Origin of the sequence: Bacteroides caecigallinarum, assembly GCF_021530995.1 — a bacterium.
GTDB lineage: Bacteria > Bacteroidota > Bacteroidia > Bacteroidales > Bacteroidaceae > Phocaeicola > Phocaeicola faecigallinarum.
The window spans coordinates 1-11,769 of record NZ_JADYTF010000031.1 but is presented as its reverse complement, the minus strand read 5'-3'; the positions used below and the strand labels follow the sequence as shown (position 1 = coordinate 11,769).

Annotated in this window: 12 protein-coding genes; 5 read left to right on the top strand and 7 right to left on the bottom strand. The window is 42.5% G+C overall.

Annotated elements, in window-relative coordinates:
- Window positions 1–6: 6 nt before the first annotated feature.
- Both uxuA and I6E24_RS06285 read right to left on the bottom strand, forming a co-directional pair.
- A complete protein-coding gene (gene uxuA, locus I6E24_RS06290; protein ID WP_235327148.1) occupies window positions 7–1,191 on the bottom strand; it encodes a mannonate dehydratase in 1,185 nt (394 codons plus the stop codon).
- Between the two features lie 21 nt (window positions 1,192–1,212).
- Window positions 1,213–2,028 (bottom strand): SDR family oxidoreductase, encoded by an 816-nt coding sequence (locus I6E24_RS06285; RefSeq protein ID WP_235327146.1) that lies wholly within the window; start codon window positions 2,026–2,028, stop codon window positions 1,213–1,215.
- A 120-nt stretch (window positions 2,029–2,148) separates the two neighbouring features.
- Here I6E24_RS06285 and I6E24_RS06280 point away from each other — a divergent pair, with 120 nt between their 5' ends.
- Window positions 2,149–3,018 (top strand): AraC family transcriptional regulator, encoded by an 870-nt coding sequence (locus tag I6E24_RS06280; protein ID WP_235327144.1) that lies wholly within the window; start codon window positions 2,149–2,151, stop codon window positions 3,016–3,018.
- 104 nt (window positions 3,019–3,122) lie between these two features.
- Here I6E24_RS06280 and I6E24_RS06275 read toward each other — a convergent pair whose 3' ends face one another.
- Window positions 3,123–4,418 carry a UDP-N-acetylmuramoyl-tripeptide--D-alanyl-D-alanine ligase gene (locus tag I6E24_RS06275; RefSeq protein WP_235327142.1) on the bottom strand — a complete coding sequence of 432 codons (1,296 nt, stop codon included), beginning with the start codon at window positions 4,416–4,418 and terminating at the stop codon, window positions 3,123–3,125.
- 155 nt (window positions 4,419–4,573) lie between these two features.
- On the opposite strand from I6E24_RS06275, the gene folP reads away from it, so the two are divergent.
- Together folP and cdaA are read left to right on the top strand one after the other, a co-directional pair.
- Window positions 4,574–5,425 carry a dihydropteroate synthase gene (gene folP / locus I6E24_RS06270; protein WP_235327140.1) on the top strand — a complete coding sequence of 284 codons (852 nt, stop codon included), beginning with the start codon at window positions 4,574–4,576 and terminating at the stop codon, window positions 5,423–5,425.
- Between the two features lie 8 nt (window positions 5,426–5,433).
- Window positions 5,434–6,219 carry a diadenylate cyclase CdaA gene (gene cdaA / locus I6E24_RS06265; RefSeq protein WP_204447159.1) on the top strand — a complete coding sequence of 262 codons (786 nt, stop codon included), beginning with the start codon at window positions 5,434–5,436 and terminating at the stop codon, window positions 6,217–6,219.
- On the opposite strand, the gene I6E24_RS06260 is transcribed toward cdaA, so the two are convergent.
- From I6E24_RS06260 to I6E24_RS06245, 4 genes are read right to left on the bottom strand one after another with little or no spacing between them, the layout of a single operon-like run.
- Window positions 6,206–7,225, bottom strand: a complete 1,020-nt coding sequence (locus I6E24_RS06260) for a GNAT family N-acetyltransferase (RefSeq protein ID WP_204447158.1) — start codon at window positions 7,223–7,225, stop codon at window positions 6,206–6,208. The genes cdaA and I6E24_RS06260 overlap by 14 nt on opposite strands.
- Window positions 7,222–8,109, bottom strand: a complete 888-nt coding sequence (locus tag I6E24_RS06255; protein ID WP_204447156.1) for a DUF2156 domain-containing protein — start codon at window positions 8,107–8,109, stop codon at window positions 7,222–7,224. Before I6E24_RS06255 ends, I6E24_RS06260 begins: the two co-directional genes overlap by 4 nt.
- Window positions 8,110–8,143: 34 nt before the next feature.
- Complete coding sequence (locus I6E24_RS06250; protein WP_235327138.1) at window positions 8,144–8,839, bottom strand: LrgB family protein; 696 nt, start codon at window positions 8,837–8,839, stop codon at window positions 8,144–8,146.
- Window positions 8,820–9,170, bottom strand: coding sequence for a CidA/LrgA family protein (locus I6E24_RS06245; protein ID WP_154043135.1), 351 nt, complete (start codon window positions 9,168–9,170; stop codon window positions 8,820–8,822). The genes I6E24_RS06250 and I6E24_RS06245 overlap by 20 nt, the downstream gene beginning before the upstream one ends.
- Window positions 9,171–9,413: 243 nt before the next feature.
- Here I6E24_RS06245 and pta point away from each other — a divergent pair, with 243 nt between their 5' ends.
- A complete protein-coding gene (pta, locus tag I6E24_RS06240) occupies window positions 9,414–10,427 on the top strand; it encodes a phosphate acetyltransferase (RefSeq protein WP_235327136.1) in 1,014 nt (337 codons plus the stop codon).
- A 79-nt stretch (window positions 10,428–10,506) separates the two neighbouring features.
- A complete protein-coding gene (locus I6E24_RS06235) occupies window positions 10,507–11,703 on the top strand; it encodes an acetate/propionate family kinase (protein WP_235327134.1) in 1,197 nt (398 codons plus the stop codon).
- Window positions 11,704–11,769: the final 66 nt, after the last annotated feature.

Sequence of the window (11,769 nt, the reverse complement as noted above, 5' to 3'; positions counted from 1 at the left end):
AATTGTTTATAGTATACCGTTTTTCAATTCATCATCTACTACAGCCATCATACCTTCCACCTGTCCGAGAGCAAGCATACGTCCGTGGAATGAATATCCTGCATTGTAACCTTTATCTTCGTCGCCAAGCATCATACGGCCATGGTCAACACGCATAGGCAATCCCGGATTTTCCTTTTCAAATATTCTGATAAGGTCAATCAGATGTCCGCGTCCTGTAAGATGTGTACTTTCGATGAAGTTACCGCCGGGCATAGCCGCCGTACTGCGCAAATGTACGAAGTGTGTACGTTTTGCAAACTTCTTAGCCAATTCGCGTGTATCGTTATGCTCGCCCGCACTCAAAGAACCTGCACAGAAAGTCAGTCCGTTGTGAGGATTGTCTACTGCATTAAGGAACCATGCTATATCCTCTTCGTTTGTAACGATACGTGGCAATCCGAGAATCTGGAAAGGAGGATCGTCCGGATGAACACACATGTTTACACCATATTCCTCACACACCGGCATAATAGCCGCAAGGAAGTAACGCATGTTTTCACGCAATGCATCACGGTCTATACCTTCATAAAGTGAAAGCAGACGCTTGAATATAGCTACAGGATTCTTGTCTCCTTCGCGGATATTCCCGTTTACGAATCCCTGAGTCTTAACTATGATAGCGTCGATAAGCTCATCTTTTTCAGCTTCTGTGATAATCTTGTCAAGTTCTTCCACCTTGCGGAGTTCTTCTTCAGAATAGTCTTTCTCGGCTCCTTCACGCTGAAGAATCTTCACGTCGAAATATGCGAAACGTACCCTGTCGTAGTACAACGAGCTGGTACCGTCTGCCCAAGGATGCTGCAAGTCAGTTCTCACCCAGTCGATTACCGGCATGAAATTGTAACAAACAGTCTTTACACCGCATTTACCCAAATTGGTAAGGCTGACTTTATAGTTTTCAATCAGCTGGTCGCGTTCAGGACCTGCATATTTGATAGCTTCGCATACAGGAAGACTTTCCACTACCGACCATCTCAAGCCATATGACTCGATATACGATTTCAAATCGTTGATAGCCTCAACAGTCCAAATCTCACCGTTTGGAACATCATGCAAAGCTGTTACTATTCCTTCTACTCCTATCTGACGCAGCATGGAAAGAGTAATCTTATCCTTCTTTCCAAACCATCTCCAAGTTTTTTCCATCATAATCGTACGAGTTTTAAAGATTTATACTCCACTGAATGCACTGAAACCACCGTCGATAGCCAATGTAGCACCAGTGATGAAACTTGCAGCATCGCTGCAAAGGAACTGTACAGAGCCGTTAAGTTCAGAGATATCACCGAAACGTCTCATTGGAGTCTTGGCAATAACCTTCTGGCTACGTTCAGTAAGCGAACCGTCTGGATTAATCAGGATAGCACGGTTCTGATTTCCGATGAAGAATCCAGGAGCGATTGCGTTGACACGGATTTTTTCGCTGAACTTGATAGCCATTTCCTGTGCCAGCCAGCGAGTAAAGTTTTCAACAGCACTCTTTGCCATAGAATATCCAGGTACACGAGTGATAGACTCGTATGCAGCCATTGAAGATACGTTTACGATAGCACCGCTCTGTTGCTTAGCCATGATTTCGCCGAATACCAGACATGGATAAACAGTTCCGTAAAGGTTAAGGTCTACGACTTTATTAAGGTCTTCTACCTTCATGTCGAATATATTCTGGTCTACAGTCAGTGTACCGCCGGGAATGTTACCACCGGCAGCATTGATAAGGAAGTCCACACGTCCCCATTTTGAAAGTACAGTATCTTTTACAGAACGAAGGCTCTCGATATCAAGCACATTGCATACAGTACCGGCTACATCCTGGCTTACAGCTTTCAAGCGTTCCAAAGCTGCATCTACCCTGTCCTGATGAGCACCGATGATTATAACTTTAGCTCCGGCTTTCAAAAGACCTTCTGCTATATTACTACCCAAAACACCGGAACCGCCTGTTACAACGGCTACCTTTCCGGTAATATCAAACATGTTGTTCATATATATAAGTTTTAAATTTTTCCTATTGCAAAATTACTATAGAAAGAAACACATGGATATACATAATTTTGCAAGATATTTACCTATATTTGCATCTGTAACAGTTCTTTCATATACACAATGAAGAAGATACTGAACGAACAGCTATACATATCAGATTCGAATCCGATAAAAGCCAGAACATACGACTACAAGTCTTTCACTTACCCGTGGCATTTCCATGGCGAATATGAGATTCTATATGTAGAAAAAGGTTTCGGCCACTGCATCATAGGTGACAATATAATAGATTATTCAGACGATACCTTGTTATTGTTCGGTTCCACACTGCCACATTGCATGCAGAATCCGCCGGAATACGAGCACGATGAAAAACTGAGGGTAAACGGAACTATTATACAGTTTGAGAAGGACTTCATGCAATATTCATTCACTCATTATGTGCAGTTCATCAACATAAACAACCTATTGAACGAATCAAACAGAGGGGTAAAGATTTCGGTTAAGAACAGACCTGAGATAACGTCGCTGCTGAAACGAATACCCGAAACCGAAGGTATGGAGCAGATTATTCTGTTCCTTCAGTTGCTTCAGTCGCTGTCTATGATAAAGAAAAGGGAATTTGCGGCATCGCCGAACTATAATCCTGTGCCGGCAGAATTCAAGAACAAGAAGATAGAAAAGGTAGTGGCATATATAAACAAGAAATATACCGACAATATAACACTCGACGAGATAGCATCGTACGCAGCCATGAACCCATCAGCTTTCTGCAGATATTTCAAGGACAACACGGGAAAGACACTAAAGCAGTACATCACCGACATGCGAATAGGTTATGCCTGCAAACTACTTGCCGATGACCGTTTCAATATTTCAGAGATAAGTATAGAATGTGGGTTCGAATCGGCCGTACATTTCAACCGATGTTTTAAAGGAGTCACAGGAGTTACTCCTACTGAATACAGAAGGAAAATACTGGAGTTATAGTAACCGTTACACGTGCGTGTAACGGGTGGAACACGTTCGTGACGCACGCGAAACACGTTCGTGCAACGCGCGTGACACGGACGTGTTACGGCTTCTTTTTATAGTCATTTAATCAACTTTTCGGCCATTCCTGCCAATTTCATACTATTCGAACCCTTAATCAGAATCATATACCCCTTCGGCATATCGGCCGAAAGTACGGAATATACCTCATCGGCATTACTGTAGTGCTCAAAAGTATTTGCAGTCTTTCCGAATTCCTGACCTACGAGTATCACCCTGTCAAAACCGCAACCGGCAAGCATATCTACCACTTTCTGATGTTCTTCAAGGCTTGCTTCGCCAAGCTCTTTCATATCGCCGAGAATCACCATCTTATGTCCGGCATCAATCATACGGAAATTCTCCAATGCGGCTGCCATGGATGTGGGATTTGCATTATAGGCATCTATCACAAAGCGGTTTCCTCCTGCCTCTACCAGCTGCGAACGGTTATTGCGCGGCTCGTATGATGAAAGCGCGTGGCAGATAGCATCATCCTCAACTTCGAAATATCTACCGATAGCAACCGCTGCCAGAGCATTATCAACATTATACGAACCTATCAGATGAGTCTGTACTTCGTGCGCCTTTCCTTCCGACTTCCAGCTGAAAGTCAGGAACGGAGAACATGAAAGGACTTTACCGGAAACATACAGTCCGTCTTCGGCACCGTAACGGATACATTCCAATCCGCCTGCTATGGAATTGAGATAAGGATTTTCATTCTGAATAAAGATTTTTCCACCATTGTCGCGGAGATAGTCGTACAACTCGCCTTTAGTACGGATAACACCCTCGAAAGAGCCGAATCCTTCAAGATGCGCCTTACCTACATTGGTTATTATACCATAGTCCGGACATGCTATGTTCACCAGAGTCTTTATCTCGCCCGGATGGTTCGCTCCCATCTCCACCACTGCCATTTCGTGCTCGGGAGTGAGTTTAAGCAGTGTCAATGGCACTCCGATGTGATTGTTCAGATTGCCCTGGGTGTAAAGTACATTGTATTTCTCTTTCAGAACGGCTGCTATCAGCTCCTTGGTAGTGGTCTTGCCGTTGGTACCTGTGATACCTATCATCCTGGTGCCCAATGCGCGGCGATGCCATGCTGCCAGATCCTGCAACGCTTTGAGACAATCGTCAACCAGCAGAATACGCCCTTCAGCATCGCCGGCATATTCAGCCTCATCAACTACGGCATAGCGGCAACCGTTCGCTATGGCTTGCGATGCAAAAGTATTCCCGTTGAAACTGGCTCCTTTCAGTGCTATGAACATAGACCCTTCGGGACAATCGCGAGTGTCGGTAGTAACCTTTCCGCACTCAAGAAAATATTTATACAATTGTGAAGTTTCCATTTTAAATTACAATTTGATACGTGGCACAAAGATAAACGAAAAATCAATCGTAAATCAATTAAAATATAAATTATTGTATGTAAATTTGCATCACATTAAAAAGGTGTTTAAACACTGTTTAAACGCTATTTAAAAAGTATTTAAACGATACCGGAATGGAACTGAAAACAGCAAAATATATCAATGTGAACGGCAGTCTGATGGATCTGGAACATCCCAGAGTCATGGGAATACTGAACGTTACCCCCGACTCTTTTTATGCCGGAAGCAGAAAACAATCGGAAGAAGACATCTTGCTGAGAGCCAGACAGATTATTGACGAAGGTGGAGAGATTATTGACATAGGCGCATATTCGTCAAGGCCTGACGCACAGAATATCTCTACAGAGGAGGAGGCCGCAAGACTGAAAAAGGCTCTTACATTACTAAACAGAGAGATGCCGGAAGCTGTAATTTCCGTAGACACATTCCGTGCGAACATAGCAAAAATGTGTGTGGAGGAACATGGAGTGGCAATCATAAATGACATATCCGCAGGAAACATGGACGACAGAATGATGCCTGTTGTGGCAAAACTGGGAGTGCCGTACGTAATGATGCACATGAAAGGCACGCCACAGGATATGCAGAAAAATCCTGAATACGACAATGTGGTGAAAGAGGTGATGTATTACTTCTCCGAAAAGGTACAGAGGATGCGCGACCTTGGCGCAAAGGATATCATCATCGACCCGGGGTTCGGTTTCGGAAAGACTGTGGAACATAACTATATTCTTATGGACAAGCTGGAAGAGTTCCGGATATTCGACCTTCCTATACTGGTAGGCATATCAAGGAAATCAATGATATACAGACTTCTGGGCAACACTCCTGAAGACGCGCTGAACGGAACGACTGTACTCAACACCATTTCGCTTATGAAAGGCGCGAACATACTGAGAGTTCACGACGTGAAGGAAGCCTGCGAGGCGGTGAAGATATATTGTAAGTTAATCATTAATTCTTAATTATCACAATGCCATTCGATTTAAGCATAATAAGTCTGAAAGACATACTGGACATACTGCTGGTAGCCTTTATTTTATACAAAACGTATAAGGTCATGAAATCATCAGGTTCGATAAACATATTTATCGGCATACTGGTGTTCATAATAATATGGATCATCGTATCTCAGGTATTGCAGATGCGACTGCTGGGTTCGATATTCGACAAACTGGTTAGCGTGGGAGTTATCGCACTGATTGTACTGTTCCAGGACGAGATAAGGCAATTTCTTCTTACTCTCGGCTCAAGATATCGCACAAACAGTCTGTTCAGGTTTCTGAAAGGAAAGAAATACAACGACAGCGACAAGAACGACATTATGCCTATCGTCATGGCATGCCTCAACATGGGTAAAGGAAAAGTAGGCGCACTTATTGTATTGGAAAAAGATATGCCGCTCGACAATATAGTAGTGACGGGCGACGTGATAGATGCCAATATCAACCAGCGTCTGATAGAAAACATTTTCTTCAAGAACAGTCCGCTTCACGACGGGGCAATGATAATCAGCGGCAAAAGGATAAAGGCAGCGGGATGCATTCTGCCGGTATCGCACAATCTTAACATACCAAAGGAACTGGGATTACGCCATCGTGCCGCACTTGGTGTTTCACAGGAAACAGATGCTCTGGCAATTATAGTATCTGAAGAAACCGGCGGTATCTCAATAGCCTATAAAGGAGAATTCTATCTCAAACTGAACGCAGAAGAACTTGAAAGAATGCTGACAAACGAGTATATCAATCAAGCATAAGACTCATATATGGCTGAATGTCACGGAACAGCCACGAAGGCAGACTGCTGATATGTATCCGCTGGCATACAGTGTCGAAGTTTGACTCCGGACACGTGTCTGATTTTTGGCAAACTCCGTTAGATATAATATAGAAACCATTGTTTTCGGTGATAACATCATCACCAAATATTTCAACAATCCATTTACCTTCTGTTCTGCCTGCAAATATTTCAAGCATACCAAAAGCATTTATCACACGGATCATGCCGCATGGAGAAGGCTTTTCCGCACGTGATACCGAATAATGACGGAATATGAAATCAATAATGGCAGACTCAACCTGCTTATTTATGGATATGAGTTCCTTGATAACCACTTTTCCCTCTGAATGTATTACTAATGCTACACCACAAAGCGTACCATCGTCCGTATGTACACACCATGCCTGACCTCCGGAAAGCTGAAGGTCTGAAAGAACAATTTCCATGTCCTGCAAAGGATGCAAAATACTTGCCTGAAGTGTTGATAACTGTTGATTAATAAAATCACACACATCATCAAACCCGTTTTTCAACAAGTCTAATTCCCTGAATATCAAATCACATTTGAAGTTATCAACAGTTTTACACTTACCTGTTAATAACTTTTTCCCCTGTTGAAAACATACCTCATAGCCCGACCTGGCATAATAATCCACAAGACTTTCACCGGCAGGTATCAAAAGCGAGAGGTATTTGCCATCGGCATACATCTTTCTGTGTGCTTCATCGAGAAGACGTGACATCATCCCCCTGGAACGAAAATCAGGATGAGTACAAGCCCCTGATATGTAGGATACAGGAATAACCTTATCCATGTATAGCATAGGGTAAGGTATTCGCTGGAGAGCAGATAACACTCTTCCATCCTCAACAATGGCACTGTTTATATCGTCTGTATATCTCGAAGAGAAATACAGTTCGACGAAATCATCGGAATCCTCAGGGAAACACAGTTTCCACAACGCCTTTACCTGTTCTCTCATTTCAGTTCCAGTTTATATTTCTCCAGCAAGAGATGTGGTTGATATGACAGTTTGGCTTTTCTCAACCCTTCAAGTCCCAGGTCCTCTTCCCTATTTATATATATGTATTGCTCGGGAATCATCTTTGCAAACTCATTGTTTATCATGGCATATGCACCTTCATAGTCGGTGTCAGCCTTTTCGACACAGGTATCGAAAGTTTCGTTATTTACAGGAGCACCATAGGTAAAGGCCACAATCTTTCCGTCCACCATTAATACTCCACCAATAATATCCAGTTCTTCAAAACTACGCAATGCAGCATTCATGGATTTTCTCTCGTTCTGCAGAGCCTCATCTTCGCTACAGTTGTTTGCTCTGCACCATACGGATTCAAGCTTGATACACTCAGGTATCAGTTCGCGGGTGAGAGGCTTGAACTCATATCCGGGATATGCATTCCGGAACTTGTTTATATGGTTGCGCTTGGGTTGGAACTTCTTTCCTACTAAGGTAGAAAGATCGGAGTGAAGATACAGATAGTCGGAATAATCACGGTCGGCTGTAAACACAAACTTTCCCGGGAAAAGTTTTTCCAGCTCTTCACAATTCTCCTTGCAAACTCCGTACATCACGAAAGGCTTACCTTTCATACGGGCATCAGCCATAAGTTCCTCCATTACCGGACGGATATCACCTTCACCCACAGGCAACATGTATGCCAGTTCCCCGTCAGCATAAAAACGGAACAGCAGATAACCGCCGAATTCGGCTATCTCGGTAAGATAAAGGAAACGCCAACTGTAGAGATTGGCAAAAGTCAAATCGCAGTTACGGCGTTTACTCTTGAGAGTATATTTCTGTACCGTCAGTTTATCTTCTATGTCAAGACGTCTGAAATTCATATTTTAGGGGAATTAGTAAAAAAATCTCCAACAATCAATAAAGTCCTATTAAATGTAATATATAAGGTGAAAGCAATGCTGTGAATATTCCGTTCAGAGTAAGTCCAAGGCTGGCGTATGCTCCATACTTACCACTGACCTCCATTGCACGCGATGTCCCTACAGCATGAGTAGCCGTTCCCATAGAGAGTCCTTGGGCTATAGGGCTGTGTACATGTCCCACCTGCAATACTTTGAAACCGAATATAGCACCAAACAGACCTACTACTATCACCACAGCTGCAGTAAGCGAAGGAATACCGCCAACAGCCGATGAAACTTCCATCGCAATAGGTGTAGTCACTGATTTTGGAGCAAGCGACATTATCACCTCAGGAGTAGCACCCAACAGTTTTGCCACTACAGTTACAGATATCAATCCAACAATACAGCCTGCCAACTGTGACAATATGATAGGGAGCAGCTGCTTCTTTATCATACGCAACTGCAGATAAAGAGGAACTCCCAATGCAACTACAGCCGGACGCAACCAGAACTCTACCAGAGAGCCGGCATCCTGATATTTTTCATACGAAACACCGCTAATTTTAAGAAAGCAAATCAGCATTGCCACTGCCAAAAGGATAGGATTAAGCAACACCCATCCTGTCTTCTTCTGCAACAGTTTGGAAACGAAAAAGAAACCGAAAGTTATAGCCAGAAGAAAAAACTTATTTTCTAAAAAATCCATATTTGCGAACTATTTGATGAACCCAACCTGTTACTACCAACACTAAAACCGTACTTACCAATGTGGCTATCACTATAGGCCAGAACTGTGCCTGAATGATATCGAAATACAACATCAGGGCCACGCCTGAAGGCACAAAGAAAAAGCCGAGGTTTGCCACAAGAAAATCGGACAAGCCTTGAACCCATTCAAGCTTTACCCATCCTAATGACAAAAACAACGTGAGAAGCAACATGCCTATAATACTGGAAGGCAATTTTACACCGGTCAGGTAAACTACCAGTTCACCTAGAGCCATACATCCGAAAAGGATTGAACATTGACGAATCATACCTTAATTATACTATTGAAAACTGATGCAAATTTATGCAATAGCACAGAAAACATGCACTCGCATCTTCAAAAAAGCCTTTTATGTCCTTAAACATACATAAAATGACCTCTTTTGAGAAAAAAAGTTTGTATTTTGCAAACTAGATATTACAAAAATACGTATTTTTGCAGTGTGAAATAAAAAGACCGTTAACGCAAACGGAAGATTAGACAATTACATTTTATAAAAACATAAATCAACATGGATTTAATTAGTCAAATCGTTGAACGCGCTAAAGCCAACAAACAGCGCATTGTTCTTCCTGAAGGAACAGAAGAACGTACTTTGAAAGCTGCCAATCAGATATTGACAGACGGTGTTGCTGACCTTATTCTTCTTGGTAACCCTGAAGAAATCATGAAATTGGCTCAGGAATGGGGCTTGGGAAACATTAACAAAGCTACTATCATCGACCCTGAAAACCACGAAAAGAAAGATGCATACGCAGAATTGCTTTTCGAACTCCGCAAGAAAAAAGGCATGACAATGGAACAGGCTCAGGAACTTGTTAAGAACCCTCTTTATCTGGGATGCCTTATCATCAAAGCAGGAGATGCTGACGGACAGCTTGCCGGTGCACGTAACACTACAGGTGATGTTCTTCGTCCTGCACTTCAGATTATCAAGACAGCTCCGGGCATTACATGCGTATCAGGAGCCATGTTGATGTTGACTCACGCACCTGAATGCGGTGACAACGGTGTATTGGTAATGGGTGACGTAGCCGTTACTCCTGTACCGGATGCTAATCAGTTGGCACAGATTGCCGTTTGTACAGCACAGACTGCACAGGCTGTTGCAGGTATCGACCCACGCGTAGCTATGTTGAGCTTCTCAACTAAGGGTTCTGCAAAGCATGAAGTTGTTGACAAAGTAACAGAAGCACTTAAGATAGCTAAGGAAATGGCTCCTGAACTGAAAATAGACGGTGAACTTCAGGCTGACGCTGCTTTGGTTCCACGCGTAGGTGCAAGCAAAGCTCCAGGTTCAGAAATTGCAGGTAAGGCAAACGTACTTGTTGTTCCATGTCTGGAAGTAGGTAACATATCTTATAAACTTGTTGAACGTCTTGGACACGCTACAGCTATCGGTCCTATCCTTCAGGGTATAGCTCGTCCTGTAAACGACTTGTCACGCGGATGCTGCATCGATGACGTCTACAAAATGATTGCAATTACTGCAAATCAGGCTCTTGCAGCAAAAACACAGAATTAAAAACTTTTATTCATCTCACACAAGCACAAAGTTCTGTGTACAGTGCTTTGTGCTTTAATTACTTTTTAACTTTATATATATGAAAATATTAGTACTCAACTGTGGTAGTTCTTCCATCAAATATAAATTGTTCGAAATGACTTCAAAAGAAGTTATGGCACAAGGTGGAATAGAAAAATTGGGACAGGAAGATTCTTTCCTTAAAGTGACATTGCCTAACGGCGAAAAGAAAATTTTGAACAAATTCATACCTGAGCACACTGCCGGAGTAAAATTCATATTCGAAACACTTACTGACAGCGAAATTGGTGCGTTGAAAGATCTTCACGAAATCAACGCAGTAGGTCATCGTGTAGTACACGGAGGTACCAAGTTCAATAAGTCAGTACTTATTACAGACGAAGTAATAGAAACTATAAAGGAATGCAGCGAGTTAAGTCCTCTACACAATCCTGCTAACCTGAAAGGTATTGATGCCGTAAAAAGCCTGATGCCTGAAATCCCACAAATAGCAGTATTCGATACAGCATTCCATCAGACAATGCCTGAACACGCTTATTTATATCCTATACCATACAGCTATTATGAAAAATACGGAATCCGCCGTTACGGTTTCCACGGAACATCACACCGTTACGTTTCAAAACGTGTATGCGAATTTTTGAACATACCAGTTGAAGGCTCAAAGATTATCACATGCCACGTAGGAAACGGAGGTTCTATAGCTGCTATTAAAGATGGAGTATGTATTGACACTACTATGGGACTTACTCCATTGGAAGGCCTTATGATGGGTACACGTTGTGGTGATATCGATGCAGGTGCAGTTCTTTACATGATGAAGAAAGAAAACCTTACTCCAGATCAGATGTCAGATATCCTGAACAAGAAGAGCGGTGTTCTTGGTATGTTCGGACACAGCGACATGCGCGAACTGGAAGCTGCATCGGCAAACAATGACCCTGTAGCAAAACGTACTGAAGACGTTTATTTCTATCGTATCACTAAATATATCGGCGCATACGCTGCAGCTATGGGTGGTGTAGACGTAATTCTGTTCACTGGTGGTGTTGGTGAAAATCAGGAGACAGCACGTGCCGGTGCTTGCAAAACACTCGAATTCCTTGGAGTAAAACTTGATGCAGAAAGAAATAAAGTACGTGGAAAAGAGGCTATAATTTCTACAGACGATTCAAAGGTAAAAGTTGTTGTAATACCTACAGATGAAGAACTTATGATTGCTTCTGATACAATGGATATTGTAAAGTCACTTTAATATATAGATTATATATACCAAAAAACGGTGTGTTCTTTCGAATACACCGTTTTTTGGTATATATAC

Bases quoted from the DNA above. Each gene is read 5' to 3' on its own strand.
- cdaA (WP_204447159.1), top strand. From the start codon at position 5,434: ATGCCATTCGATTTAAGCATAATAAGTCTGAAAGACATACTGGACATA.
- I6E24_RS06255 (WP_204447156.1), bottom strand. From the start codon at position 8,109: ATGAATTTCAGACGTCTTGACATAGAAGATAAACTGACGGTACAGAAA.
- uxuA (WP_235327148.1), bottom strand. From the start codon at position 1,191: ATGATGGAAAAAACTTGGAGATGGTTTGGAAAGAAGGATAAGATTACT.
- I6E24_RS06260 (WP_204447158.1), bottom strand. From the start codon at position 7,225: ATGAGAGAACAGGTAAAGGCGTTGTGGAAACTGTGTTTCCCTGAGGAT.
- I6E24_RS06235 (WP_235327134.1), top strand. From the start codon at position 10,507: ATGAAAATATTAGTACTCAACTGTGGTAGTTCTTCCATCAAATATAAA.
- I6E24_RS06280 (WP_235327144.1), top strand. From the start codon at position 2,149: ATGAAGAAGATACTGAACGAACAGCTATACATATCAGATTCGAATCCG.
- I6E24_RS06275 (WP_235327142.1), bottom strand. From the start codon at position 4,418: ATGGAAACTTCACAATTGTATAAATATTTTCTTGAGTGCGGAAAGGTT.
- I6E24_RS06250 (WP_235327138.1), bottom strand. From the start codon at position 8,839: ATGGATTTTTTAGAAAATAAGTTTTTTCTTCTGGCTATAACTTTCGGT.
- folP (WP_235327140.1), top strand. From the start codon at position 4,574: ATGGAACTGAAAACAGCAAAATATATCAATGTGAACGGCAGTCTGATG.
- I6E24_RS06245 (WP_154043135.1), bottom strand. From the start codon at position 9,170: ATGATTCGTCAATGTTCAATCCTTTTCGGATGTATGGCTCTAGGTGAA.
- pta (WP_235327136.1), top strand. From the start codon at position 9,414: ATGGATTTAATTAGTCAAATCGTTGAACGCGCTAAAGCCAACAAACAG.
- I6E24_RS06285 (WP_235327146.1), bottom strand. From the start codon at position 2,028: ATGAACAACATGTTTGATATTACCGGAAAGGTAGCCGTTGTAACAGGC.